Source organism: Microbacterium sp. LMI1x-1-1.1, from assembly GCF_040676205.1.
GTDB lineage: Bacteria > Actinomycetota > Actinomycetes > Actinomycetales > Microbacteriaceae > Microbacterium > Microbacterium aquilitoris.
The window spans coordinates 527055-551233 of record NZ_JBEGHM010000001.1 but is presented as its reverse complement, the minus strand read 5'-3'; the positions used below and the strand labels follow the sequence as shown (position 1 = coordinate 551233).

The following is a 24179-nucleotide window of genomic DNA, read 5'->3' as shown; positions in this document are numbered from 1 at the left end:
TCACGCGTGCTGTCGGGCCGCTACCGAGTCGATGACCTCATCGGCCGGGGTGGCATGGCTTCCGTGTACCGCGGACAGGACCTGACCCTCGGTCGTCCGGTCGCCATCAAGATCCTCGAGGCCGACCTGGCCGCAGACAGCGCCTTCCGCACGCGGTTCCGGCTCGAGGCGCAGTCGGCGTCGCGCATGTCGCACCCCGCGATCGTCCGTGTCTACGACGCCGGCGAGGAGACGAGGACGGATGCCGCGGGCCAGCCGCATCCCGAGCCGTACATCGTCATGGAGCTCGTCACCGGGCACCTGCTGAAGGACATCATCAGCGACGGCCCGGTTCCGCTCGAGGACGCGCTGCGGTACACCGACGGCATCCTCGAGGCGCTCGAGTACTCGCATCGCGCCGGCGTCGTCCACCGCGACATCAAACCCGGCAACGTCATGGTGACGGATGCCGGTCAGGTGAAGGTCATGGACTTCGGCATCGCGCGCGCGGTGTCGGACTCGTCGTCGACGGTCGCCGAGACCACGGCGATCATCGGGACCGCGTCGTACTTCTCGCCCGAGATGGCCAAGGGCGACCCGGTCGACGCCCGCGCAGACATCTACTCGGCGGGGATCGTCCTGTACGAGCTGCTCACCGGGCAGCCGCCGTTCCGCGGCGAGAACCCGATCGCCGTCGCGTACCAGCACGTCTCCGAGGCTCCCGTTCCGCCGTCCGAGCTGGTCGACACCGTCCCGCGCTCGCTCGACGCCCTGGTGCTCCGCGCGCTCGCGAAGGATCCGTTCCAGCGTCCGCAGACGGCCGTCGCGTTCCGCGACGCCCTTGCGGCCGCGACCGGACGCAAGGCTCCGAGCAAGCGCCGCGTCGAATCGCTCAGCAACGAGCTCTACGGCCCCGATCCGAAGCAGGCCGCCGAGACGGCGCGGTCGCTGCGTCAGCTCACGAGCGACGACACGATGCGCCGCACCCAGTCGGGACCGCCGGTCGCGTGGGTGTGGGCGGGCATCGCGATGCTCGCGGTGCTGCTGGTCTCCGTCTTCATCTGGGTGAACACGCTCCGACCCGACGAGGGCACGGTCACACCCAACGCCCTGACGGTGCCCGACGTCGTCACCATGACCTGGGACCGCGCGGAGCAGGTGATCGACAAGGCCAAACTCGTTCCGCAGCAGGTCGACGAGACGAGCGCCGACGTGCCCGAAGGCGCCGTCGTCCGCACCGATCCCGTTGCAGGGACCACGGTCGCACCCGGCGAGCAGGTGACGGTCTACGTGTCGCAGGGCGTCGAGAAGGCAGCCGTCCCCGCGCTCGCGAATCTCACCGTCTCGGAGGTCACGTCCTCGCTCGAGCAGGCCGGCCTGAAGCTCGGCTCGATCACCCGGCGCAACGATCCGCGGCTGGCGGCCGACGTTGTGATCAGCGGGTCGGTGAACGGCGCCGCGGTGACCGACGGGCAGGAGATCCCGAAGGGGAGCGCGGTCGACCTGGTCGTCGCCACCGGCACGGTCACCGTCGAGGACTTCGCGCTCAACTACACGGTCGACAAGGCCGTTGAGATCCTCGAGTCCGACCAGTACAACCTCGATCCGGTGGTGCAGGAGGATCCGTCGTGCCCCGCGACCGACCCGCGGATGGTGAAGGTGCAGTCCGCGATCGGCGAGGTGCCGGTCGGGTCCGAGATCACCCTCACGACCTGCAGCGGCTGACCGCTCAGGCTCAGCCGACCGCCCGATGCGGGCTCAAGCGCGCACCCCGACGCGCGGCATCCGGCAGTCCGACGCCCTCCAGCCAGGTACCGAGCAGCTGGTAACCGCCTTCGGTGAGGACGCTCTCGGGGTGGAACTGCACCCCCTCGATCGGCAGTGACCGATGGGCCAGGCCCATGACGGTGCCGGAGTCGGTCCACGCCGTGACCCGCAGATCGACGGGCAGCGACGCGCGCCCCACGGCGAGCGAGTGGTACCGAGTGGCGGTGAACGGCCGCGGCAGACCCGAGAAGACACCGGAACCGTCGTGGTGCACGAGCGACGTCCGCCCGTGCATCAGATCGGCCGCATGCGAGACGACCCCGCCGAAGGCGACCGCGATCGCCTGGTGTCCCAGGCACACCCCGAGGAGCGGGGTGGCCGTGCTCGCGCACCGCTCCACGATGGCGATCGACGCGCCCGCACCCTCGGGGGTACCGGGACCGGGAGAGATGAGCACGGCGTCGGCTGCACCGACGCGGTCGACGGCATCGGCGGCATCCGACTCGACCATGTCGACCTCGGCCCCGAGCTCTGCGAGGTAGCCGATCAGGGTGTGGACGAAACTGTCATGGTTGTCGACGACCAGTACCCGGATGCCGCCGCTCACCCGCCGCCGCCGACGGTGGACTCCTCGCTGGGCCACACCGTCTGGAACACCCAGGGGAAGACGTAGAAGTAGAGCAGATACAAGATGATGGCCGCGAGGACCAGCAGGATCAGCACCCGTACCCACCACGGACCCGGGAGCACCCGCCACAATGCCGCGTACATCAGGCACCCACCCCGGCGGTCAGCGCGGCCGGCGGACCGGCGGCCGTGGGAGTGAACTCGTCGAAGACGGCGTAGGCGATGATGCGCTCCAGGGAGTTCAGCTTCGGCGCGCAGCTCGTGAGCGTCAGGTAACGACCGTTCGCGGCGACGCCTTCTTTGTTGGGGACAGGCAGGAGCACCTGGATCTGGGTGTCCTGCACGTATTCGAGGGACCGGAAGCGGTACGTGTACCAGCCGGCCTTGGTCTGGATGACGATGGCGTCGCCGATGACGAGCCGGTCGATCGGATCGAACGGCGCACCCGAGGTCCAGCGGTGCGCGGCGTAGACCGTGTTGCCCTCCGCGCCGGGCATGGCGGTGTCGGGGTAATGCCCGATCTCACCGCGGTCGAGGATGTCGGGGCGCGAGATGCCGGAGGCGATCTTGAACTGCCAGTCCTTGCCGAAGCGCGGCACCTTCATGATGCCGAACACCTCGGCGTGCTTCTGATCGCCCAGGATCGGGATCGCCGCCGGGTCGTCCGGCGCCGGCGTCGCGGGGGCCGAGGCGCCGGGGGTCGGGTCGCCCTCGGCGGCCCACTGATCAGCCAGCGCCTGCGCGGCCGCATGCTGTTCGCCCTGCACGATCGCGTCACCGATCCACGTGTGCCACGTGACGTAGAGGAGGGTCACGACACCCAGCGTCAGCAGGATCTCACCGACAACGCTCAGGACGGTGGTGCGTGGGCGAGGACGGTTCCGACGAGTGCGTCGGGTCTGGTGCTCCGTGGGCGAGGAGGCGGTCACGATCGGAGTTTAGCCAGCGCAGGCTGAAACAGGGCTGGCAGGTAGACTTCTCGCCATGGCACGTGGAGACAAGGACGAGGACCGACTGGTCCAGCCCGAGGGCGACGCCGCCCCCAACCCGGTCTGGTTCAAGCCGATCATGATCGGGCTGATGCTCATCGGCCTCGTCTGGATCATCGTCTTCTACCTGAGCGGCCAGGCCTTCCCGATCCCCGACATCGGTCCGTGGAACCTCGCGATCGGTTTCGGCATCGCCTTCGTCGGCTTCTTGATGACGACGCGCTGGCGCTGAGCCGCGGCATCCCACCGACAGGAATTACACCGGTGTGATTCATCCCCAGCCTGGGGATGAATCTGTGGATAACTCAGAGGTACAGCAGAGCCGGCACCGTTGCGGTCACCGCGACGAGACCCACACCGACAGCGACGAGCAGCGCTGCCTGCAACGGCTGACGCTTCTGCGCGCGCGTCCTCGAGAAGATAAACCCGATGAGCAGGCCCACCAGGCCGCCGCCGATGTGCGACTGCCAGGACACACCGGAGCCCACGAACGAGAAGACCAGGTTGATCCCGAGCAGGATCGCGATCGGCAGGATGTTCACGCCGAGGTTGCGACCGATGATCAGCATCGCGGTGAGAAGCCCCCACACGGCACCCGAGGCGCCGACGACGAAGGTACCCGGCGCGATGAGTGCGACCAGGGCAGAACCACCGATCGCGCTGAGTGCGTAGAGCGCGACGAAGCGCGCCTTGCCGAGCAGCGGCTCGAGACTCCGGCCGAGCGCCCACAGCGCCAACATGTTGAGCGCGACGTGGAAGGGGAGCGGGGTCGAATGGACGAAGGCGACCGTGAGCATCCGCCACGGCTCGTACGGCAGACCCGTCCCCGGCACCGAGTAAGCGGGCACGAACGCGAGCGCACTCGTGACCGTCCCTCCCACGACCGGGATGAGCTGCACGAGGTACATCGCGATCGTGAAGATGACGATCGCGTAGGTGACGACGGGGCGGTCGCTGCGCATCTTGCGCGCGAACCGCCCCGGCATCCGCTTCACCTCAGCCGACCGCGCCCCCTTCTGCTGCTCCGCCAGGCACTCCGGGCAGATGACGCCGACAGGAAGCGGCGTCTGGCACTCGGGGCAGATGGTGCGGAGGCACCGCTGGCAGAGCACGAAGCTCTTACGGTCGGGATGCCGGTAGCAGAAGTTGTCCGGATTGGTCCGGGGGTCGGCTGAGGTCACGAAGGGGTCAGGCCTCGGTGATGTCGATCGACGAGATCACGACGGGCTCGACCGGACGGTCCTGCGCTCCGGTCGGAACGGCGGCGATGGCGTCGACCACGGCGCGCGAGGCGTCGTCGGCGACCTCACCGAAGATCGTGTGCTTGCCGTTGAGCCACGGAGTCGGGTCGGTCGTGATGAAGAACTGCGAGCCGTTGGTGCCCTCGGCCTTGCCGGTGATGGCGTTGCGGCGGAGGCCCGCGTTCGCCATGGCGAGGAGGTAGGGCGTGCCGAAGGTCAGCTCGGGGCTGATCTCGTCGTCGAAGTTGTATCCGGGTCCGCCGACGCCCTGACCGAGCGGGTCGCCGCCCTGGATCATGAAGCCGGGGATGATGCGGTGGAAGATCACATCGGTGTACAGGGGGCCCTCGCCGGGCTTGCCCGTGGCGGGGTGCGTCCAGGCCTGGGATCCGTCGGCCAGACCGATGAAGTTCTTGACGGTGCGCGGCGCCTGATCGCCGAACAGGTTGACGACGATGTCGCCGTGGTTGGTGTGCAGTGTTGCGACAGCGGAGTGAATCGGCATACTCATCATCCTCTCACTTGCAACCCCCCGCGCCGCCTGAATGCGTCTGGCAGTATGGACCCACTACGTCCCCGGATGAACCCCGAAAAGGGAGGGCCCCGTGAGCCTCAACCGCAAGACCAAGAAGGAACTCCGCAAGCTGCAGAAGCAGGCTGCGAACCTGTGGGAGTCACAGCAGGTGCTCGTCGGTCAGGCCGGTGACGTCGCCCGCGAGGCGGGTCGCCAGCTCGGCAAGTACAACCACGACCACGTCGTGCCTGCCGCCAAGGACTCCTACGAGCGCTACGCCGCACCGTACGTCGACCGTGGCGTCGAGACCGGCCGCAAGGTGCTGAACGGCGCGATCGTTCCCGCCGCCGGCGCGGTCGTCGGCACCGCGATGTCGGTGTGGGATGTCGCCAACGACCAGCGCCACCGCCTCTCCAAGGGCAAGGGCCTGGGAGGGTTCGACGCCGACTCGTTCCGCAAGAATGCTGCCAAGGCCGGCAAGAAGGCCACCAAGAAGCTGTCGGTCCCCGAGAAGAAGGGCCTCGGCGCCGGTGGCGTCCTCGCCATCATCTTCGGTGTCGCCGCCACGGCCGGTGTCCTCTACGCCGCGTGGCAGACGCTTCGTGCTGACGACGAGCTGTGGGTGGCGGACGACCCGCTGCGCGCACCGGATGCGTGAATCCACGCCCGTACCGTCGGAGCGCGTCGCTGAAGCGGCGCGCTCCCGGTCTTTTTCGGTGGAGTTCGTGGCTCGTCCGGCGGCGGGGAGCCTCGACGAGGCCGCGGAGCTGCTCGGACTCGCGGCATCCGACATCGTCAAGACCCTCGTCGTGAAACGCAGCGACGACACGTACCTGTTCGCCCTCATCCCGGGGGACCGTGCCATCTCCTGGCCGAAGCTGCGCGCCGTCGTCGGGGTGAACAAGCTGCGACTCCCCGAACCCGAGCTGGCGCTTGCCGCGACGGGATTCGAGCGCGGGACCATCACACCGGTCGGCAGCACGACCGCCTGGCCTGTCTACGCCGATGCGAGCATCGTCGGCAAACGGATCGCGATGGGCGCCGGGGCGCACGGGTTCAGTCTCTTCGTCGACGCGGATGACCTCATCCGCTCCTATGACGCCGTCGTCGACGACATCTCGCAGCCGATGAGCGAACGACGGGCCTGACCCCTCTTTAGGGGACGCGGGGTGCCCGGCGCCAGCCTTTATCTTCAGCGGGGGCGTGCACCAGCATGAAGTCATGACTTCCGCCGTCTCGCGCAGCCTGTTACCCGCCCTCGCAGTGATCGTGACCGCGCTCACCCTGGTCGGTTGTTCCGGCGCTCCGACGGCGACGGGTCCGGCTGCCGGCACGACGGCGTCCCCGTCGGCGTCGCCGTCCTCCACTCCCACACCGACGGTGTCGGCAGAAGACGCCGCCTTCACGGCCGAGGTCACGGCGAAGCTGCCCGAGGCCGACATGGAGACGCTCATCCCGATGGTGCATCAGCTCTGCGAGGACCTGTACGACGACGACAAGGGCTACATCTTGGGGTACGGGGTCTTCAACGACAAGATCCGGAAGCAGTACGGCGAAGACGCGGTCGACATCATCGTGACGCCCGCCGTCGAGACGTATTGTCCGGGAGACGAGCCCAAGCTCGTCGAGGCCTTCAAGCAGTACACGGCCAAGGAATTCCCCGACGTCGACATCACCAAGGCCCTCGCGATCTCGCGGGAGTTGTGCGCAGATCTGGAGACTCTGCCGATGAAGGATGCGATCGACAACTTCATCGTCACGGCCGGCACATTCCTCGACAGCGAGAGCGCGTCCGGGATGGTCGGGATGGGGCCGGTCACGTTCTGCCCCGAGCGCGTGGACGACGTGCTCGCCTACATCAAGACGATTCAGTGACCCGACCGGGTCGCGGTCAGGCGACCAGGCCCGCCATCCGCATCGCCGTGTCGACGAGCCCGACCCGGGTGAGGGAGGGGACGTCGCGGACGGGGAACCATGCGGCCTCGTCCGTCGAGCCGTCCTCTTCATTCCGGAGCGCGCCACCGACGACGTGCGCGCGGTAGACGATCCGCAGCGCCTGGATCGGTCCGCTGCCGTGGAATCGGTCCTTCTCGGCGATCACCTGCGAGTCCGTCCCCAGGATGCCGTCGAGTTCCACGTGGAACCCCGTCTCCTCCAGGACCTCCCGCACCGCGGCATCCATCGGATCCTCACCGGGATCCAATCCGCCGCCCGGCATCGTCCACGCCGGACGCGTGGGGCTGTTCCAATGGGCGAGAAGAATGCGGTCTCCGTCGGTGATGACGGCGTAGGCAGCGACGCGGATGTCCACGCGTTCACCCTAGTGGGAGCGGATGCCGGTGGGCGCGCGACTGCCTGGAGCGCGGGCTCCCCAGCCACGCGCCCCAGGCGAATGTCGCGAACATGCTCCGCGTCCCCCGCGGGAGCCTGTGCTCATCGAAGGATCCGAGATTCGGGTCATCGGTTCTTTCGGCGACACGATCATCGTCGCCGCCTCGCCGCAACGAAGGCGCAAGGCCACCGCAAGAAAGCCGCAAGATCCGGCAACGAAACGATCACAGAACGACAGAACGCCGGCATCCGATGCGGATTCCGGCGTTCGTACTGTGGAGCCTAGGAGATTCGAACTCCTGACATCCTGCTTGCAAAGCAGGCGCTCTACCAACTGAGCTAAGGCCCCCGGTGCGGTGACGGTGGGGCTACCAGGACTTGAACCTGGGACCTCTTCATTATCAGTGAAGCGCTCTAACCGCCTGAGCTATAGCCCCGTCGTTGCCGGCTCACGCCTGCAACCTCCAAGACTTTACCCGACGATGGGCCTGTTTGACGAATCCGAGCGACGGGTGGGCCGCGGCATCCGCTCGTTCTGATTCACTGGGCTCATGAGCACGACGTTCCACACCGAACCGCAGGGAGCTGGCCTCGGGCAGCGACTCAACTGGCTGCGCGCCGGAGTGCTCGGAGCGAACGACGGGATCGTCTCCGTCGCGGCCGTCGCCGTCGGCGTCGCCGGCGCGACGACCGAGCTCGGTCCCATCATCACGGCCTCCTCGGCCGCGCTCGTCGGTGGGGCGATCTCGATGGCCCTCGGCGAGTACGTCTCGGTGAGCAGCCAGCGCGACACCGAGCGCGCCCTCATCGAGAAGGAGAAGCGCGAGCTCGCCGAGATGCCCGACCAGGAACTGGCGGAACTCGCGGAGCTGTACCGCGAGAAGGGACTGTCAGAGGAGACGGCACTCAAGGTGGCCGAAGAGCTCACCGCGCACGACGCGCTGGGCGCTCACCTGGACATCGAGCTCGGCATCGACCCGGACGACCTCACGAGCCCGTGGCAGGCCGCCGTGTCGTCGGCGATCGCGTTCACGCTGGGCGCCCTGCTGCCGTTCCTCGCGATCGTCCTCCCACCGGCGGAATGGCGCGTCCCGACGACGTTCGTCGCCGTGCTCATCGCGCTCGCGTTGACCGGGACGATTTCGGCCCGCCTCGGCGGCGCCGGCAAGCGTCGCGCCGTCACCCGCCTCGTCGTCGGCGGGGCGCTCGCCCTCGCCGTCACGTGGGCGCTGGGTCTGCTGCTGGGCACCTCCGTCGCGTGACGGGATGCCGCGGCATCCGACTCAGTTCGAGGTGAAGCCGACCAGCAGGCCGCCGGTGACCTTGACCATGAGGTTGTAGATCCCGGCCATGACCGCGCCCAGCACCGTCACGACGATGAGGTTGAGGATCGCCACGACGGCAGCAAACGCCATCACCTGCGGAAGGTTGATCACCGACGACAGGGTGAAGGAGTTCTCACCGTTGACGGCACCGAGGAGCTGGTCGACCTGGCCGATCAGGTTCGTCGAGCTGATCACGAGGTAGATCAGCAGAGTCGAGACCACCGTGACGATCGCGAGGGCGACCGCAGCCAGGAACGACAGCTTTACGGCCGACCAGAAGTCGACGTAGACGAGGCGGAGGCGGACCTGCTTGGCGGTCGTCCGGCTCGAGGACTTCTTGGCGAGTTTGTCGGCAACAGAGCTCATGCGTCACTCTCTTCGGTGGTCTCAGGAGCCGAGGCGGCTGCGGGATCGGCCGGGGCTTCCGCGTCGGCCACGGCTTCGGCCAGTCCACGCTCGCCGTTGCGGGCGATCGCGAGGATCCGGTCGTCGTCGTCGGGCCGGGCGAAGACCACGCCCATCGTGTCGCGGCCCTTGGCAGGCACCTCAGCAACGGCCGAGCGTACCACCTTGCCGCTGGCAAGAACCACGAGGACCTCGTCGTCCGCGCTGACGATCAGACCGCCGGCGAGCTCGCCGCGGTCGTCGTGCAGCTTGGCGACCTTGATGCCAAGGCCACCACGGCCCTGCACGCGGTATTGATCGACCGCCGTGCGCTTGGCGTACCCGCCCTGGGTGACGACGAAGACGAAGCCCTCATCACGGACGACGGATGCCGACAGCAGGCTGTCGCCGTCGCGGAAGGACATGCCCTTCACACCCTCCGTGGAGCGACCCATGGGACGCAGGGACTCGTCGCTCGCCGTGAAGCGCAGCGACATGCCGAGCCGCGAGACGAGCAGCAGGTCGTCGGTCGAGTCGACGAGCATCGCGCTGACGAGCTCGTCGCCGTTCTCCTCGTCCTGACCGCGCAGACGGATCGCGATGATGCCGCCCTGACGGTTGGTGTCGTATTCGGTGAGGGCCGTCTTCTTGATCTTGCCGTCGCGTGTGGCGAGCACGAGGTACTCGGCGGCGGCGTAGTCGCGGATGTCGAGGATCTGCGCGACGTCTTCACCCGGCTGGAGCGCCAGGAGGTTGGCGACGTGCTGACCCTTCGCGTCGCGCCCGCCCTCGGGGAGCTCGTAGCCCTTCGCGCGGTAGACGCGACCCTTGGTCGTGAAGAACAGGAGCCAGTGGTGCGTTGTCGACACGAAGAAGTGCTCGACGATGTCGTCGGCGCGCAGCTGCGCACCCTTCACTCCCTTGCCTCCGCGATGCTGCGAGCGGTAGTTGTCGCTGCGCGTGCGCTTGACGTACCCGTTGCGCGTGACGGTGACGACGATCTCCTCTTCGGGGATCAGGTCCTCCATCGACATGTCGCCGTCGTATCCGTGCAGGATGTGCGTGCGGCGCTCGTCGCCGAACTTCGCGACGATCTCGCCGAGCTCGTCGCCGATGATCGCGCTCTGGCGGTCGCGCGAGGCGAGGATGTCGTTGAGGTCGGCGATCTTGAGCTCGAGCTCGGTCGCCTCGTCGACGATCTTCTGGCGCTCGAGGGCCGCCAGTCGGCGCAGCTGCATCGTGAGGATCGCATCGGCCTGCGCGTCGTCGACGTCGAGGAGCGACTTCAGTCCCTCGCGCGCCTCGTCGACCGTGGGGGAGCGGCGGATGAGGGCGATGACCTCGTCGAGCGCATCGAGCGCCTTGAGGTACCCGCGCAGGATGTGCATGCGCTTCTCGGCCTCGCGCAACCGGTAGCGGGTGCGACGGACGATGACCTCGAACTGGTGCGTCAGCCAGTAGCTGATGAAACCGTCGATCGGCAGCGTGCGGGGCACGCCGTCGACGATCGCGAGCATGTTCGCGCCGAAGTTCTCCTGCAGCTGCGTGTGCTTGTACAGGTTGTTGAGGACGACCTTCGCGACGGCATCCCGCTTCAACACGATGACGAGCCGCTGACCCGTGCGGTCGCTCGTCTCGTCGCGGATGTCGGCGATGCCGCTGAGCTTGCCCTCGCGCACGAGTGCGGTGATCTTCGCCGCGACGTTGTCGGGGTTGACCTGGTACGGGAGCTCCGTGATCACCAGGCACGTGCGGTTCTGGATCTCCTCGACGTTCACAACGGCGCGCATCGTGATCGATCCGCGGCCGGTGCGGTACGCCTCGCGGATGCCCTTGGTGCCGAGGATCTGCGCACCGGTGGGGAAGTCGGGCCCGGGAATGCGCTCGATGAGCGCATCGAGGAGCTCTTCGCGAGAGGCATCCGGATTCTGCAGCGCCCACATCACGCCGTCGGCCACCTCGCGGAGGTTGTGCGGCGGGATGTTCGTGGCCATGCCGACCGCGATGCCGACCGAGCCGTTGACCAGCAGGTTCGGGAAGCGGGAGGGGAGGACGACCGGCTCGCGCGTGCGGCCGTCGTAGTTGTCCTCGAAGTCGACGGTGTCCTCGTCGATGTCGCGCACCATCTCGAGCGCGAGCTGAGCCATCTTCGTCTCGGTGTACCGCGGGGCGGCGGCACCCATGTTGCCGGGGGAGCCGAAGTTGCCCTGACCGTCGGCGAGCGGGTAGCGCAGCGACCACGGCTGGACGAGTCGGACGAGGGCGTCGTAGATCGCGCTGTCACCGTGCGGGTGGTACTGACCCATGACCTCGCCGACGACGCGAGCGCACTTCGAGTAGCTCTTGTCGGGACGGTAGCCGCCGTCGTACATGCCGTAGATGACACGGCGGTGGACGGGCTTGAGGCCGTCCTCGACGCGCGGCAGCGCACGCCCCACGATCACGCTCATCGCGTAGTCGAGGTAGCTCCGCTGCATCTCGACCTGGAGGTCGACCTGGTCGATGTTGCCGTGCTGGTAGCCGGCAGTCGGGTCGGGACGCTCTTCGTCAGCCATGTTCTCTCAGTCTTCGTTCGTCGTCGTGGGAGTGCAGGGGCGGATGCGGCGGACTCAGATGTCCAGGAACCGCACGTCCTTGGCGTTGCGCTGGATGAACCCGCGCCTCGCCTCGACGTCCTCGCCCATCAGCACGGAGAAGATCTCGTCGGCCGCCGCGGCGTCGTCGATGGTGACCTGACGCAGCGTGCGCGTCTCGGGGTCCATCGTCGTCTCCCACAGCTCCTTGGCGTTCATCTCGCCGAGACCCTTGTAGCGCTGCACGCCGTTGTCCTTCGGGATGCGGCGGCCCGCCGCCAGCCCGTCGCGCATCAGCGCGTCGCGCTCGGCGTCGCTGTAGACGTACTCGTGAGGAGCGTTCGACCACTTCAAGCGGTACAGCGGCGGCTGCGCCAGGTAGACGTAGCCGGCCTCGACGAGTCCGCGCATGTAGCGGAAGAGCAGCGTCAAGAGGAGGGTCGTGATGTGCTGGCCGTCGACGTCGGCATCGGCCATCAGGACGACCTTGTGGTACCGGGCCTTCGCGATGTCGAAGTCCGGGCCGATGCCGGCGCCGAACGCCTGGATCATCGCCTGGATCTCGGCGTTGCCGAGCGCTCGATCGAGGCGTGCCTTCTCGACGTTGAGGATCTTGCCGCGCAGCGACAGGATCGCCTGCCGCTCCGGGTCGCGACCCGAGACCGCCGAGCCGCCGGCGGAGTCGCCCTCCACGAGGAAGATCTCGCTGATCGACGGGTCCTTGCTCGTGCAGTCCTTGAGCTTCTCGGGCATGGATGCCGACTCGAAGACGCTCTTGCGACGCGCGGTCTCGCGCGCCTTGCGGGCGGCCATGCGCGCCGTCGCCGCTTCGATCGCCTTCGTGATGATGAGCTTGGCCTGCTGCGGGTTGCGGTCGAGCCAGTCCATGAGCTGGTCGCCGACGACCTTCTGCACGAAGGCCTTCGCCTCGGTGTTGCCGAGCTTGGTCTTCGTCTGGCCCTCGAACTGCGGCTCGGCGAGCTTCACGGAGATGACCGCGGTGAGTCCTTCGCGGATGTCCTCACCGGCGAGGTTCTCGTCCTTCTCCTTGAGAAGGCCCTTCTCCTTCGCGTAGCGGTTGATGTACATCGTCATCGCGGCGCGGAAACCCTCTTCGTGGGTACCGCCCTCGTGCGTGTTGATCGTGTTCGCGAAGGTGAAGACGTTCTCGGTGTATCCCGCGGTCCACTGCATCGCGAGCTCGAGCGAGATGTGGCGGACGGTGTCCTCGGACTCGATCTCGATGATCTCGTCGTTGATCACCTCGGCCTTGCGGACCTTGTTGAGGTACTCGACGTAATCGACGAGGCCGCGCTCGTACAGGAAGTCGTCGTGGCGCTGGGCCGTCTCGGACCCGCCCTCGGGCAGGTCGACGACGTCGAGGGCCTCGGGACGCTCGTCCGTGAGGGTGATGCGGAGGCCCTTGTTGAGGAACGCGGTCTGCTGGAAGCGTGTGCGCAGGGTGTTGTAGTCGAAGTCCGTCGCCTCGAAGATCGACCCGTCCGGCCAGAACGTGATGGTCGTGCCGGTCTTGTCGCTCTCCTCGCCCTTCGCCAACGGCGCCTCGGGCTTGCCGCCGCCTGAGAAGGTCTGACGCCACACGTGACCCTGGCGCGCGATCTCGACCTCGAACCGCGTCGACAGGGCGTTCACGACAGAGGAGCCGACGCCGTGGAGACCACCGGAGACCGCGTATCCGCCGCCACCGAACTTTCCGCCGGCGTGGAGGACGGTGAGCACGACCTCGACGGTCGACTTGCTCGGGTCGGACGAGTGCGGGTCGACGGGGATGCCGCGACCGTTGTCGACGACGCGGAGCCCGCCGTCTTCGAGGATCGTCACGTGGATCGTGTCGCAGTAGCCCGCGAGGGCTTCATCGACCGAGTTGTCGACGATTTCGTACACGAGGTGGTGGAGGCCGCGCTCACCGGTCGATCCGATGTACATGCCGGGCCGCTTGCGAACCGCTTCGAGACCCTCGAGCACCTGAATCTCGGAGGCGCCGTATTCGGCGGGAATCCGGGGTTCGGCGGGAGTTTCGGGTTCTTCGGGAACGGTGTCGGGGGTTTCTGACGTCATCGGTTTCGTGCGCTCCACATCCATCGTTCAGGCCTTCTCCCCAGTCTATCGGAAAGGGGGCGCGATGAGCGGCTGAACGGCGCTGTGAGCGCGTGAAAGCTTCCCGGATGGTGCGGGACGTGCCTCACCCGTAGGTATCGCGAGGGCCCCGCCCTGGAACGGCTCTGGGGCCCCATTTCCATGAGGGGACGTCCGGCCCCACGAAACGCACCGATTCGACGCCGGCCTCGGGGAATCGTCGGATGAGCTCCGTGACGATGGTCGACCGCATGAGGTGCAGGTTCTTCGCCCACGCCGTCGAATCGCACTGCACGGTGAGGACGCCGTCGCTGAGCGCGACGGGATCCGCGTGACGGGCGGTCTCCTCGCCGGCGACCTGGGCCCACTGGAGGACGAGGTCCTCCTTCGCGAGCTGCGCATCCCACCCGGACTGACGGGTCAGGTCCGCGAGCAGATCGCCGACCCCCTTCGGATCGCGTCCCGACGTGAACGGCTGGTTCTCGTCGTCGTCGTTCCGGCGGCGCTTGCGGCGCTTCTTGGCGGCCGACGGCTCGAGTCCGCGCAGGCGCATGTACGTCGCGACCGTCTCCGGGATGCCGGCGGGATCAGACATCGGCATCCGTCACGATCGTGCCCGCTTCGACTCGGACGGTCCGCACTCGGAGCGCTTCGGGGACGTCGCCTTCGACGGCGGCCGTCACGATGACCTGCTCGAAATCCGCCACCACGCCGGCCAGTCGCGCGCGTCGATCCGCGTCGAGTTCGGCGAAGACGTCGTCGAGGATGACGATCGGGTCGCCGAGCCGCAACTGGTCGCGTAGGAGCTGCGCGGACGACAACCGCAACGACAGTGCGGTCGACCACGATTCGCCGTGCGACGCGTAGCCCTTCACCGGCAGACCGCGCAGCCGAAGCAGGAGATCGTCACGGTGCGGCCCGACGAGCGTCACTCCACGCTCGAGCTCCTGCGAGCGCTTGGCGGTGAGTCCTGCGCGGAAGGATGCCGCGATCGCCTCGGCGCCGACGGCGGAACCGGCTTGTCCGACAGCGGATGCGTCGTCCTCGGGATCCGCGCCCTCGACGGTGAGCACCCACTCGAGCTTCGGGTCGTGATCCGCACCGGCGATCGCCTCGTAGGCGTCCCGCATGGGCTGCGCCAGATCCTCCGCCAGTCGCAGCCGAGCGAGGATGATCTCGGTGCCGAGCGAGATCAGTTTGTCGTCCCATACGTCGAGCGTCGTGAGCTGCTCGGCCTTGAGCCCACGGGCCCGCGCGGATTTCAGGAGCGCGGTTCGCTGCTTCAGCACGCGGTCGTAGTCGCCGAGCACGCCGCTCATGCGGGGCGAGCGTTGCACGAGCAACTGATCGGCGAACCTGCGGCGGGCCGACGGGTCACCTCGAACGATCTGCAGGTCCTCGGGCGCGAAGAGGACGACCTGCGCATAGCGCGGGAGTTCGGAGGTACGCACGGACGAGCCGTTGACACGCGCCTTGTTCGATCCGGAGCGGTTCAGCTGCGCTTCGAGCTGAATGCGCCGGTCGCCGTAGCCGAGACGCGCGCGGACGAAGGCGGCATCCGCTCCGTACCGGACCATCGGTGCATCCTGCGAGACGCGGTGCGAGCCGAGGGTGGCGAAATAACCGATCGCCTCGGCCAGGTTCGTCTTGCCCTGACCGTTCCGACCGACGAAGACGTTGGGGCCGGCGACGAGGCTCACTTCGGCCGACGCGTAATTGCGGAAGTCGACGAGACTCAGATGCTCCACGATCATCAGATCACCCTCCTTCGAGGCACCGACACGCCTCGAGGTGGACGGACGACGGGGTCAGCGCAGCAGCAGGTTCGGCTGCAGCAGGTACTTGAACGTCTCGGGCGTGCCCGAGGTCTGCGGCGTGATGAGAACCGGGCTGAGCTTGTTGGCGTTCTCGCTCGAGGTGAACGTCACACGCGTGAACTCGCTCTTCACCGCGCCGAGGGCCTCGAGCAGGTACTGCGGGTTCAGACCCAGCGTGACCTCGTCACCGGCGAGCGTCGCATCGACCGATTCGGTCGCGCGCGCCTGCTCGGTGCCGGCGGCATCCATCGACACACCCTCGTCGGAGAACGTGAAACGCAGCGGCGCGGAACGGTCGAGCACGAGCGAGACGCGACGGACGGCCTCGGCGAGGTCGGCGGTGTTGACGACGGCGTAGTGCTCGGTCTGCGCGGGAAAAAGCCGCCGGACCGGGGGGAAGTTGCCCTTGATCAGGAGCGACGTGACGGTCTTGTTGCCCGCCGTGAAGGCGATGATCTCGCGGTCGCCCGACCCCGAGAACGACACCTGGATGTCGCCGGAGTGGGCGAAGGTCTTGCCGACCTCGGTCAACGTGCGAGCCGGCACGAGTGCGGTGGTCGCCTCTTCGCGGGCGACGGCTCCGCTGTCGAAGTTGATCTCGCGGAGTGCGACGCGGTAGCGGTCGGTCGCGACGAGGCTCAGCTCGTTGCCCGTCACCTCGAGCTGGACGCCGGTGAGCACGGGGGTGACGTCATCACGGGATGCCGCGAAGGCGACCTGCGCGATCGCGGTCGAGAAGTCGTCGCCCGGGACGAGTCCGGATTCTCCCGACACCTCCGGGATCGCCGGGTATTCGGCCACCGGCATCGCCGACAGCGTGAAGCGCGCGGATCCGCAGGTCAGGACGATCTCACCGTCGGCATCCTGCGTGATCTGGATCGGGGCGTTGGGAAGACGGCTGGCGATCTCGGAGAGCAGGCGGCCGTGGACGAGGATCGTGCCCGGCTCGTCGACGGTGGCGTCGATACGGGTACGGGCGGATGCCTCGTAATCGAATGCGGCCAGCGAGAGGCCTTCGTCACTGGCCTCGATGAGGACACCAGCCAGGATCGGCTGAGGGTTCCGCTGCGGGAGCAGTTTCACGACGAACGACACGGCTTCGCTGAATACATCGCGGTTGACGTGGAACTTCACTGATGCTCCCTTGACGGCGAGATGGGCCCTCTCATGCTAGTGCCCACGAGGAGCGGGTCCGGAAGCACCGATGACGAGCCGTCGGCCGCCGACCGCTCCCCGTGGGTGTGATCGGATCTGGCTCTCATTAGATAGTTCTCTGTCTTCTTGTTAACAGTTGTGGAAACTGTGGATAAGTCGGTGGATCCCAGTCGTCGAGCCGGAACCACATCCGTGTAACTTGTGCAGAGACTGCGGAAACACGCGGGAGAACGTTGGGGCCGTCGATGCTCGGTTCAGACCGTCATCCACAGGTTGTCGCCGTTCGTTCACATTCGAGGGCCGCCACCGCACAGTTATCCACAGGCTTTCCACACTGTGGGAAACCGCATTGTGAGGGTCTGCCCGGAGGCGTGTCAAGTACGCCGGAACACTCGGGCGTGTGCGAGCTTCAGCGTGGGTGTGTGCGAGCGTCAGCGTGCCGAACGGCCGAGTTGCGAGGTGATCTCGGACACCTGGTTGTAGATCGAGCGCCGCTCCTTCATGAGCTCGCTGATCTTCTTGTAGGCGTACATCACCGTCGTGTGGTCCCGGTTGCCGAAGAGCTGACCGATCTTCGGCAACGACAGGCTCGTGCGCTCACGGCACAGGTACATGGCGATCTGGCGGGCGGTCGCGACCGACTGCGAGCGGCTCGAGCCGTAGAGGTCGTCCACCGTGAGGCGGAAGTACTGCGCTGTGGCGGAGATGATGTCGGTCGGCGAGATGACGTTCGCGTCATCCTGGTCGACGATGTCGCGGAGGACGGTCTGCGCGAGTGAGATGTCGAGGTTCGACCGGTTGAGACTCGCGAACGCCGAGACGCGGATGAGGGCGCCCTCGAGCTCGCGGATGTTGCTCGACACCTTCGTCGCGATGTACTCGAGCACTTCGTCGGGGACCTGCAGGCGTTCGGACTGCGCCTTCTTCCGGAGGATCGCGATACGGGTCTCGAGGTCGGGAGCCTGCACGTCGGTGATGAGGCCCCACTCGAAGCGGCTCCGCATCCGGTCCTCGAACCCGGTGAGGTGTCGCGGCGGCACATCGCTCGTGATCACGACCTGCTTGTCGTGGTCGTGCAGCTGGTTGAAGGTGTGGAAGAACGCCTCCTGCGTCTCGGCGCGACCCTGCAGGAACTGGATGTCGTCGATCAGGAGGATGTCGACATCCCGGTAGCGGGCCTGGAACGCGGAGGCGCGGTTGTTCACGATCGAGTTGATGAAGTCGTTCGTGAACTCCTCGCTCGAGACGTACCGGACCTTGATGCCCGTGTAGAGGTTGATGGCGTAATCGCCGATCGCGTGCAGCAGGTGGGTCTTCCCGAGCCCCGAGTCTCCGTAGATGAAGAGGGGGTTGTAGGCCTTGGCGGGCGCCTCGGCGACCGCGACGGCGGCGGCGTGGGCGAAGCGGTTGGACTGCCCGATGACGAAGCTGTCGAACGTGTACTTCGGGTTCAGTCGGGTGTCGTTGCGGGATGCCGGGGCCGCCTGCTCCGCGTAGTCGTCCGCTCCGGGCCGCGTCGGCGCCGAGGGTGTCGGCGCGAGCGCCGACTGGACGGGGACCGGGGCGGTGAGGTGCGCGTCACCCAGTTCGGGATTGACCACGACACGGAATGTGCTCGCCGCCGGCTCGGCATCCACCTGGGCGAGGGCCTCCATGATCGGCCCGCGCAGACGCTTGTTGAACTGACCCGCGGTCAGATCGTTCGGCACATCGAGGTAGAGGGTGCCGCTCATCACGCCCTGCGCGACGGCGAGGTTCACGAACCCGTGCAGCTGCGGTGTCACGCGGTCGTCCTGGGCCAGCACGTCGAGCACAGCGCTCCAGACGGGGACATCTGGAAGTTCGTGCTCGGACATGACCCTCCCGGGGTGTGGACAATGGTGTGTACGGGTCTGTGCACAACCTGTGGATAAGTGTCCGGATCACGCTAGTCATCAGGGCTCCGCAAGGCAAAACCCACTGTAGAACCGGCCCGCGTGTCGTCGCCAGGCCGCTTCCGGCATCGGTGGATAATGGCCGGTCGGCGTCCCGGTTTGGGATCTCAGGAATCTCGACGTATCCTAGGTCGGTTGACTTGCGCCTTTTCGGCGTGGGTCCCCCATGTACCTGTGTCCCCGGTCTCGAGCGTTCGGGTGACCCCGCCTTCCCGGAGTGATCTTCATGAGCAAGCGCACGTTCCAGCCCAACAACCGCCGCCGCGCCAAGAAGCACGGCTTCCGCGCCCGCATGCACACGCGCGCCGGCCGCGCCATCCTCTCGGCTCGTCGCGCCAAGGGGCGCACCGAGCTCTCGGCCTGACGCCACACGGTGCTGGCGCGCGGGAATCGCATCACCCGCGGGGCGGACTACCGTTCCGTCGTCCGCGGAGGTTCTCGCTGTGCGGCAGCGCACACCGTGACCCATGTGGTCAGCACGTCTGAGCAGCGCCCCCCACGCTTCGGCTTCATCGTGAGCAAGCGCGTGGGGGGCGCTGTCGTGCGCAATACCGTCCGGCGCCGCCTGAAAGCGATCTGCGCTGAGGCTCTCGCCGACGTGCGACCGGGTGCCGACGTGGTGATCCGCGTGCTGCCGTCAGCGGCATCCGCCGACTATTCGGATCTCCGAACCGAAGTGGTCCGGTGCCTCGAGCGGAAGGCCGCCGCGTGAGCTCCGCACCACTCCCCTCGTACACGCGAGGAGAAGCGGTGATGGATGCCGCGGCACTGCCGGCATCCGTTCTGCTTCTCCCCCGCAACGCCGTCATCGGTTTTTTGCACGGATACCGGGCCACCATCTCCCAGGTGTACGGCGATGTGTGCAAGTACTATCCCTCGTGTTCGGCCTACGCGCTCGGCGCGGTGCAACAGCACGGTGTGATCAAGGGCTCGGCTCTCGCAGCCTCCCGCCTCGCGCGATGCCACCCGTGGGCAGCGGGCGGCATCGACGACGTTCCCGCCCACACGCACTTCCGGCACGACCTGACTTCGCACGGCTTCGTCGTGCCCCGCAGAAAGGACTGATCCTTGGTGGATCTCTTCGCCGCCGCGGCGACCCTGCCTCCGCTTCCGAACCCGACGACCCCGAAACCGGGCGGACTGGACTTCTTCAGCACCATCCTCTGGCCCTTCAAGTTCGTCGTCGAGGCGATCCTCGTCTTCTGGCACTGGGTCTTCACGTCGATCGGGCTGCAGCCGGATGCCGGTCTGACCTGGGTTTTGTCCATCGTCGGCCTCGTCATCGTGGTGCGTGCCGCGCTGATCCCGCTCTTCGTTCGGCAGATCAAGAGCCAGCGGAAGATGATGGAACTCGCGCCCGAGATGCGCAAGATCCAGGAGCGCTACCGGGGTAAGCGCGACCAGCTCTCTCGCGAGGCCATGAGTCGCGAGACCATGGCGATGTACAAGAAGCACGGCACGTCACCGTTGTCGAGCTGTCTTCCCCTGCTCGTGCAGATGCCGATCCTCCTCGGCATGTTCTACACGCTCAGTGAGGTCAAGCGACACGCGGAGTGGGGCGTCGGCGGTACCGGGCTGCTCAACCCCATCCTGACGCGCGAGTTCTACAACGCCGAACTCTTCGGTGTGGCTCCGCTGCACGTCAACATGATCGATGCGATCAACACGAATCAGACGGCGACGGTCGTGATCCTTGTGATCCTCGTCATCCTGATGATCCTGTCGCAGTTCTTCACGCAGCTGCAGATCATCTCGAAGAACCTCTCCCCCGAGGCCAAGACCGGCCAGGCGTACCAGATGCAGCGCATCATGCTCTACGTCCTCCCCCTCGCCTTCATCTTCTCGGGTGTCTTCTTCCCCCTCGGCGTGGTCATGTACTGGTTCACGTCGAACATCTGGACCATGGTCCAGCAGTTCATCGTCATCCGTAACCTTCCGACGCCGGGCTCGGAGGCCGCCAAGGCCCGCGAGGAGCGCCTGGCCAAGAAGGGGAAGGCGCTCGACGCCACCGGCAAGGTCATCCCGATGGCCAAGTACGAGGCCGAGCAGCGGCGACTGCTCGAAGAGGCGGAGCGCGCGAAGGCGGCAGCCCCCAAGCGGCAGCAGCCCGTGAGCAAGAACCGTGCGAAGAAGCAGGCTCAGAAGGGCAAGCAGGACGGCACGTCCTGACGGAAGCGAAGGATCACGATGATGACGACCACTGAACAGAACCCCAGCGCGCGTCCTGAGCCCACCGTCGACGAGCTCGAGCAGGAAGGCGACATCGCGGCGGACTTCGTCGAGGGGATCCTCGACATCGCCGACATCGATGGCGACCTGACTCTCGACGTTCGCGCAGGCCGTGCCTACGTGTCGGTCGAGAACGAGCAGGCCGACGCACTGTCGCTGCTCGCCGACCCCGACACGGTCCAGGCTCTGCAGGAGCTCACCCGCATCGCCGTGCAGACGAAGACCGGACGCTTCTCGCGACTGATCCTCGACGTCGGCGGTTCTCGTGATGCGCGTCGCGGACAGTTGCAGAAGCTCGTCGAACGAGCGGTCGAACGTCTCGATGACGGTGCGTCGCAGGCATCCCTCCCGCCCATGTCCAGCTATGAGCGCAAGCTGATCCACGACATCGCCGCCGAGCACGGTCTGGTGTCGGAGTCGTACGGCGAGGGTGCAGACCGTCACACGGTTCTCCGTCGTGCCTGACGTTTCACGTGAAACACCCGAGGTCGAGCCGGCAGGCGCGGCATCCGTCTTCGGTGAGCGAATCGACCTGGCACGGCGGTTCACCGACGCGCTGATCGCGCAGGGTGAGGAGCGTGGGCTCATCGGCCCGCTCGAGCTCCCCCGCATCTGGACGCGTCACATTCTGAACAGTGCGGTTGCCGCACCCCTGTTCACGGCCGGCGCTCGAGTCGGTGACATCGGATCGGGTGCGGGACTGCCCGGCCTCGTGCTCGCGATCGCACGGCCGGATGTGCGCTGGGTTCTCGTCGAGCCGATGGAACGTCGTATCGCGTGGCTGACAGAGCAGACGAATGATCTGGATCTCGACAACGTCGAGATCGTTCGTGGCCGCGGCGAGGAGTGGGCGGAAGGTCCGGTTCTGGATGCCGTCACTGCACGCGCGGTCAGTGCGTTCCGCACCCTCATCCCGATCACTGCCCCGTTGGTCCGTGATGGCGGCGAGCTCATCCTTTTGAAGGGTGCGAATGCTGCGAATGAGATCACGGCGGCCGAGAAGGTGATCCGGAAGTTCCGGCTCTCCCACGTGCGGATCGAGCCGGTCGGCGATGCGGTTGTCGATGAGCCCACCCGCGTCATCCGCGCCACCGTGCGCTGACACGATGTTTCACGTGGAACATCACCGCCTGGCGCGGTGACTGGATTCCGTTTCACGTGAAACACACTCGGATCGAACCGGCTCGTTTCACGTGAAATATCATGACCGTCCGCGGTCGGGGGAGGCCTCGACTACAGTGGGATGGTCCTCGACACGACAGGAGTAACAGGTGCCGGATTCGGAGAACAAGACCTCTCCCGCACCCTTCTCTTTCGACGACAGCCCGATCGCGCGTGAACTCGCAGATCTCACGTCGCGTCGGAAAGCGCTGGCAGACGTGCACGTCGAGTTCGACGGCACGACCCGCGTCCTGACGGTGTCGAACCAGAAGGGTGGCGTGGGAAAGACCACGACCACCGTCAACCTCGCTGCGGGGCTGGCTTCAGTCGGCGCCCGTGTGCTCGTGATCGACCTGGATCCGCAGGGGAACGCCTCGACGGCACTCGGCATCCCGCACAGCGCCGACGTTGCGAGTATCTACGACGTCCTCATCGATGAGGAGCCGCTCGCCGACGTCATCCAGACGAGTCCGGAATCGCCCAACCTCCTGTGCGCGCCCTCCACGATCAACCTCGCGGGCGCCGAGATCGAGTTGGTGTCCAAGGTGGCACGCGAACACCGTCTGCGGACGGCTCTGGACACGTACCTGCGCGACAACCACGTGGATTTCATCTTCATCGACTGCCCGCCGTCGCTCGGACTCCTCACGATCAACGCCTTCACGGCTGCGACGGAGGTCCTCATCCCGATCCAGTGCGAGTATTACGCGCTCGAAGGACTGAGCCAGCTGCTCGGCAGTGTGACGATGATCCAGAAGCATCTGAACACGTCACTGCACCTGTCGACGATCCTGCTGACGATGTACGACGGTCGCACCCGCCTGGCACAGCAGGTGGCGGATGAAGTGCGCACACATTTCCCCGAGACGGTGCTCACCACGGTCATCCCGCGTTCGGTCCGCATCTCCGAGGCGCCGAGCTTCGGTCAGACAGTCATCGCCTATGACGGCCAGTCCATCGGTGCGGTCGCGTATCGCGAGGCCGCCGTCGAGATCGTTCGGCGCGGTCACCAGCAGAAATCAGACGAAGGAGCCCACTGATGGCTAAGAGAACCGGATTGGGCCGCGGCATCGGTGCCCTCATCCCCACCCAGGACTCCTCAGAAGCGCGACCCGTGGACGTGTTCTTCCCGGGCGCATCCCTGTCGGATGCCGCGGCGACGAAGACTGAGTCGGGGACGGATGCCGCCGCCGCATCGCCGGCCGATGACCTGGTGGCGGTCCCCGGTACGCGCCTCATCGAGGTCGATCCGAACGCCATCGTCCCGAACCCGCGTCAGCCGCGTACCAACTTCGATGCGGATGATCTCGCGGAGCTGGTCCACAGTGTTCGCGAGTTCGGTGTGCTCCAGCCCGTGGTCGTTCGCCGCAACGACGACGGTGAGTTCGAGCTCATCATGGGCGAGCGGCGCACGCGCGCTGCTCGCGAGGCAGGACTGACCGCGATTCCGGCTGTCCTGCGCGAGACGGAGGATGAGAACCTCCTTCGTGACGCGCTGTTGGAGAACCTCCACCGGTCCCAGCTGAATCCTCTGGAAGAGGCATCCGCGTATCAGCAGCTGCTCGAGGACTTCGGGATCACCCAGGAGGAGCTCGCGACGCGCATCGGACGATCGCGTCCGCAGATCAGCAACACGATCCGTCTGCTGAAGCTGCCGGTCCCGGTGCAGCAGCGTGTGGCCGCCGGTGTTCTCAGCGCGGGACATGCCCGCGCCATCCTGTCGGTCGAGGACACCGACACCATGGCCCGGCTCGCCGACAAGATCGTCAACGAGGATCTGTCGGTTCGCGCCGCCGAGGCGGCGGCTAAGACGATCGGCAACCGGGTGCGGCCGCTCCCGAAGGCGGGAACGCGTCGCGCGCACCTCGACGACGTGGCAGAGCGGCTGGGGGACCGACTCAACACCAAGGTGAAGATCTCGCTGTCTGCGCGAAAAGGGCAGATCAGCATTGATTTCGCCACCATCCAGGACCTGAACCGAATCCTCGGCGAACTGGGTGAAACGGAGTTCGGCGGAGCCTGATCCGCAGCTCAGCGGCCCTCCTTCCCAGGGGTC

Annotated in this window: 27 protein-coding genes and 2 tRNA genes; 14 read left to right on the top strand and 15 right to left on the bottom strand. The window is 66.8% G+C overall.

Annotated features, from left to right (window positions below):
- Nucleotides 1-6: 6 nt before the first annotated feature.
- The gene (gene pknB / locus MRBLMI1x_RS02735) at nt 7-1704 is read left to right on the top strand and encodes a Stk1 family PASTA domain-containing Ser/Thr kinase (protein ID WP_336126442.1); all 1698 of its coding nucleotides are present in this window, start codon (nt 7-9) and stop codon (nt 1702-1704) included.
- A gap of 10 nt (nt 1705-1714) precedes the next feature.
- Here the strand turns inward: pknB and MRBLMI1x_RS02730 are convergent, their stop codons facing one another.
- Genes MRBLMI1x_RS02730 through MRBLMI1x_RS02720 form a run of 3 tightly spaced genes read right to left on the bottom strand, consistent with a single transcriptional unit; the run spans nt 1715 to nt 3302 of the window.
- Nucleotides 1715-2353, bottom strand: coding sequence for an anthranilate synthase component II (locus MRBLMI1x_RS02730; RefSeq protein ID WP_363455771.1), 639 nt, complete (start codon nt 2351-2353; stop codon nt 1715-1717).
- Nucleotides 2350-2517 (bottom strand): hypothetical protein, encoded by a 168-nt coding sequence (locus MRBLMI1x_RS02725; RefSeq protein ID WP_020097610.1) that lies wholly within the window; start codon nt 2515-2517, stop codon nt 2350-2352. The genes MRBLMI1x_RS02730 and MRBLMI1x_RS02725 overlap by 4 nt, the downstream gene beginning before the upstream one ends.
- Nucleotides 2517-3302 (bottom strand): class E sortase, encoded by a 786-nt coding sequence (locus tag MRBLMI1x_RS02720; RefSeq protein ID WP_363455767.1) that lies wholly within the window; start codon nt 3300-3302, stop codon nt 2517-2519. The genes MRBLMI1x_RS02725 and MRBLMI1x_RS02720 overlap by 1 nt, the downstream gene beginning before the upstream one ends.
- A gap of 55 nt (nt 3303-3357) precedes the next feature.
- Here MRBLMI1x_RS02720 and MRBLMI1x_RS02715 point away from each other — a divergent pair, with 55 nt between their 5' ends.
- Nucleotides 3358-3594, top strand: coding sequence for a cell division protein CrgA (locus tag MRBLMI1x_RS02715; RefSeq protein ID WP_018187816.1), 237 nt, complete (start codon nt 3358-3360; stop codon nt 3592-3594).
- 73 nt (nt 3595-3667) lie between these two features.
- Here MRBLMI1x_RS02715 and MRBLMI1x_RS02710 read toward each other — a convergent pair whose 3' ends face one another.
- Nucleotides 3668-4543: a rhomboid family intramembrane serine protease gene (locus MRBLMI1x_RS02710; protein WP_363455763.1), complete on the bottom strand. Its 876-nt coding sequence runs from the start codon at nt 4541-4543 to the stop codon at nt 3668-3670.
- 7 nt (nt 4544-4550) lie between these two features.
- The gene (locus MRBLMI1x_RS02705; RefSeq protein ID WP_018187813.1) at nt 4551-5108 is read right to left on the bottom strand and encodes a peptidylprolyl isomerase; all 558 of its coding nucleotides are present in this window, start codon (nt 5106-5108) and stop codon (nt 4551-4553) included.
- A 100-nt stretch (nt 5109-5208) separates the two neighbouring features.
- On the opposite strand from MRBLMI1x_RS02705, the gene MRBLMI1x_RS02700 reads away from it, so the two are divergent.
- From MRBLMI1x_RS02700 to MRBLMI1x_RS02690, 3 genes are all read left to right on the top strand, one after another.
- Nucleotides 5209-5775, top strand: a complete 567-nt coding sequence (locus MRBLMI1x_RS02700; protein WP_018187812.1) for a hypothetical protein — start codon at nt 5209-5211, stop codon at nt 5773-5775.
- Nucleotides 5768-6265 carry an aminoacyl-tRNA deacylase gene (locus tag MRBLMI1x_RS02695; protein ID WP_414685563.1) on the top strand — a complete coding sequence of 166 codons (498 nt, stop codon included), beginning with the start codon at nt 5768-5770 and terminating at the stop codon, nt 6263-6265. The genes MRBLMI1x_RS02700 and MRBLMI1x_RS02695 overlap by 8 nt, the downstream gene beginning before the upstream one ends.
- 73 nt (nt 6266-6338) lie before the next feature.
- The gene (locus MRBLMI1x_RS02690; protein ID WP_018187810.1) at nt 6339-6992 is read left to right on the top strand and encodes a hypothetical protein; all 654 of its coding nucleotides are present in this window, start codon (nt 6339-6341) and stop codon (nt 6990-6992) included.
- A 16-nt stretch (nt 6993-7008) separates the two neighbouring features.
- On the opposite strand, the gene MRBLMI1x_RS02685 is transcribed toward MRBLMI1x_RS02690, so the two are convergent.
- The 3 genes from MRBLMI1x_RS02685 to MRBLMI1x_RS02675 all read right to left on the bottom strand — a co-directional run bounded on the left by MRBLMI1x_RS02685 (nt 7009) and on the right by MRBLMI1x_RS02675 (nt 7885).
- Nucleotides 7009-7428, bottom strand: coding sequence for an NUDIX hydrolase (locus MRBLMI1x_RS02685; RefSeq protein WP_363455753.1), 420 nt, complete (start codon nt 7426-7428; stop codon nt 7009-7011).
- A 296-nt stretch (nt 7429-7724) separates the two neighbouring features.
- Nucleotides 7725-7797, bottom strand: a tRNA-Ala gene (locus MRBLMI1x_RS02680).
- A 14-nt stretch (nt 7798-7811) separates the two neighbouring features.
- Nucleotides 7812-7885: transfer RNA gene (locus tag MRBLMI1x_RS02675), tRNA-Ile, on the bottom strand.
- A gap of 114 nt (nt 7886-7999) precedes the next feature.
- On the opposite strand from MRBLMI1x_RS02675, the gene MRBLMI1x_RS02670 reads away from it, so the two are divergent.
- Nucleotides 8000-8710: a VIT1/CCC1 transporter family protein gene (locus MRBLMI1x_RS02670; protein ID WP_363455750.1), complete on the top strand. Its 711-nt coding sequence runs from the start codon at nt 8000-8002 to the stop codon at nt 8708-8710.
- A 21-nt stretch (nt 8711-8731) separates the two neighbouring features.
- Here the strand turns inward: MRBLMI1x_RS02670 and MRBLMI1x_RS02665 are convergent, their stop codons facing one another.
- The 7 genes from MRBLMI1x_RS02665 to dnaA form a co-directional block, all read right to left on the bottom strand.
- Nucleotides 8732-9139, bottom strand: coding sequence for a DUF3566 domain-containing protein (locus MRBLMI1x_RS02665; protein ID WP_018187807.1), 408 nt, complete (start codon nt 9137-9139; stop codon nt 8732-8734).
- A complete protein-coding gene (gene gyrA, locus MRBLMI1x_RS02660) occupies nt 9136-11712 on the bottom strand; it encodes a DNA gyrase subunit A (RefSeq protein WP_020097606.1) in 2577 nt (858 codons plus the stop codon). The genes MRBLMI1x_RS02665 and gyrA overlap by 4 nt, the downstream gene beginning before the upstream one ends.
- Nucleotides 11713-11766: 54 nt before the next feature.
- On the bottom strand, nt 11767-13809 hold the full coding sequence (gyrB, locus tag MRBLMI1x_RS02655) for a DNA topoisomerase (ATP-hydrolyzing) subunit B (protein WP_026302949.1): 2043 nt from the start codon (nt 13807-13809) through the stop codon (nt 11767-11769).
- Nucleotides 13810-13933: 124 nt separating this feature from the next.
- Complete coding sequence (locus MRBLMI1x_RS02650) at nt 13934-14428, bottom strand: DUF721 domain-containing protein (protein ID WP_018187804.1); 495 nt, start codon at nt 14426-14428, stop codon at nt 13934-13936.
- Nucleotides 14415-15581: a DNA replication/repair protein RecF gene (gene recF, locus MRBLMI1x_RS02645; protein ID WP_018187803.1), complete on the bottom strand. Its 1167-nt coding sequence runs from the start codon at nt 15579-15581 to the stop codon at nt 14415-14417. The genes MRBLMI1x_RS02650 and recF overlap by 14 nt, the downstream gene beginning before the upstream one ends.
- A 54-nt stretch (nt 15582-15635) precedes the next feature.
- On the bottom strand, nt 15636-16778 hold the full coding sequence (gene dnaN, locus MRBLMI1x_RS02640; RefSeq protein WP_018187802.1) for a DNA polymerase III subunit beta: 1143 nt from the start codon (nt 16776-16778) through the stop codon (nt 15636-15638).
- 452 nt (nt 16779-17230) lie between these two features.
- Nucleotides 17231-18655, bottom strand: coding sequence for a chromosomal replication initiator protein DnaA (gene dnaA, locus MRBLMI1x_RS02635; RefSeq protein ID WP_018187801.1), 1425 nt, complete (start codon nt 18653-18655; stop codon nt 17231-17233).
- A gap of 304 nt (nt 18656-18959) precedes the next feature.
- On the opposite strand from dnaA, the gene rpmH reads away from it, so the two are divergent.
- From rpmH to MRBLMI1x_RS02595, 8 genes are all read left to right on the top strand, one after another.
- On the top strand, nt 18960-19097 hold the full coding sequence (gene rpmH / locus MRBLMI1x_RS02630) for a 50S ribosomal protein L34 (RefSeq protein WP_026302947.1): 138 nt from the start codon (nt 18960-18962) through the stop codon (nt 19095-19097).
- Nucleotides 19098-19106: 9 nt separating this feature from the next.
- A complete protein-coding gene (gene rnpA, locus MRBLMI1x_RS02625; RefSeq protein ID WP_026302946.1) occupies nt 19107-19445 on the top strand; it encodes a ribonuclease P protein component in 339 nt (112 codons plus the stop codon).
- Nucleotides 19446-19486: 41 nt separating this feature from the next.
- On the top strand, nt 19487-19798 hold the full coding sequence (yidD, locus tag MRBLMI1x_RS02620) for a membrane protein insertion efficiency factor YidD (RefSeq protein WP_018187798.1): 312 nt from the start codon (nt 19487-19489) through the stop codon (nt 19796-19798).
- Between the two features lie 6 nt (nt 19799-19804).
- Nucleotides 19805-20902 carry a membrane protein insertase YidC gene (yidC, locus tag MRBLMI1x_RS02615; RefSeq protein ID WP_363457795.1) on the top strand — a complete coding sequence of 366 codons (1098 nt, stop codon included), beginning with the start codon at nt 19805-19807 and terminating at the stop codon, nt 20900-20902.
- 18 nt (nt 20903-20920) lie between these two features.
- A complete protein-coding gene (locus MRBLMI1x_RS02610; protein ID WP_363455739.1) occupies nt 20921-21427 on the top strand; it encodes a protein jag in 507 nt (168 codons plus the stop codon).
- Nucleotides 21393-22064, top strand: a complete 672-nt coding sequence (gene rsmG / locus MRBLMI1x_RS02605; protein WP_363455736.1) for a 16S rRNA (guanine(527)-N(7))-methyltransferase RsmG — start codon at nt 21393-21395, stop codon at nt 22062-22064. The genes MRBLMI1x_RS02610 and rsmG overlap by 35 nt, the downstream gene beginning before the upstream one ends.
- Before the next feature lie 169 nt (nt 22065-22233).
- The gene (locus MRBLMI1x_RS02600; RefSeq protein WP_363455733.1) at nt 22234-23163 is read left to right on the top strand and encodes a ParA family protein; all 930 of its coding nucleotides are present in this window, start codon (nt 22234-22236) and stop codon (nt 23161-23163) included.
- Nucleotides 23163-24146, top strand: coding sequence for a ParB/RepB/Spo0J family partition protein (locus MRBLMI1x_RS02595; RefSeq protein ID WP_028497429.1), 984 nt, complete (start codon nt 23163-23165; stop codon nt 24144-24146). The genes MRBLMI1x_RS02600 and MRBLMI1x_RS02595 overlap by 1 nt, the downstream gene beginning before the upstream one ends.
- Nucleotides 24147-24179: the final 33 nt, after the last annotated feature.

Coding starts and splice junctions, on each gene's coding strand:
- yidD (WP_018187798.1), top strand. CDS start 19,487: ATGGATGCCGCGGCACTGCCGGCATCCGTTCTGCTTCTCCCCCGCAAC.
- MRBLMI1x_RS02695 (WP_414685563.1), top strand. CDS start 5,768: ATGCGTGAATCCACGCCCGTACCGTCGGAGCGCGTCGCTGAAGCGGCG.
- gyrB (WP_026302949.1), bottom strand. CDS start 13,809: ATGACGTCAGAAACCCCCGACACCGTTCCCGAAGAACCCGAAACTCCC.
- MRBLMI1x_RS02690 (WP_018187810.1), top strand. CDS start 6,339: ATGACTTCCGCCGTCTCGCGCAGCCTGTTACCCGCCCTCGCAGTGATC.
- gyrA (WP_020097606.1), bottom strand. CDS start 11,712: ATGGCTGACGAAGAGCGTCCCGACCCGACTGCCGGCTACCAGCACGGC.
- rpmH (WP_026302947.1), top strand. CDS start 18,960: ATGAGCAAGCGCACGTTCCAGCCCAACAACCGCCGCCGCGCCAAGAAG.
- MRBLMI1x_RS02650 (WP_018187804.1), bottom strand. CDS start 14,428: ATGCCGATGTCTGATCCCGCCGGCATCCCGGAGACGGTCGCGACGTAC.
- MRBLMI1x_RS02725 (WP_020097610.1), bottom strand. CDS start 2,517: ATGTACGCGGCATTGTGGCGGGTGCTCCCGGGTCCGTGGTGGGTACGG.
- MRBLMI1x_RS02670 (WP_363455750.1), top strand. CDS start 8,000: ATGAGCACGACGTTCCACACCGAACCGCAGGGAGCTGGCCTCGGGCAG.
- MRBLMI1x_RS02705 (WP_018187813.1), bottom strand. CDS start 5,108: ATGCCGATTCACTCCGCTGTCGCAACACTGCACACCAACCACGGCGAC.
- MRBLMI1x_RS02595 (WP_028497429.1), top strand. CDS start 23,163: ATGGCTAAGAGAACCGGATTGGGCCGCGGCATCGGTGCCCTCATCCCC.
- MRBLMI1x_RS02610 (WP_363455739.1), top strand. CDS start 20,921: ATGATGACGACCACTGAACAGAACCCCAGCGCGCGTCCTGAGCCCACC.
- MRBLMI1x_RS02715 (WP_018187816.1), top strand. CDS start 3,358: ATGGCACGTGGAGACAAGGACGAGGACCGACTGGTCCAGCCCGAGGGC.
- dnaA (WP_018187801.1), bottom strand. CDS start 18,655: ATGTCCGAGCACGAACTTCCAGATGTCCCCGTCTGGAGCGCTGTGCTC.
- recF (WP_018187803.1), bottom strand. CDS start 15,581: ATGATCGTGGAGCATCTGAGTCTCGTCGACTTCCGCAATTACGCGTCG.
- MRBLMI1x_RS02665 (WP_018187807.1), bottom strand. CDS start 9,139: ATGAGCTCTGTTGCCGACAAACTCGCCAAGAAGTCCTCGAGCCGGACG.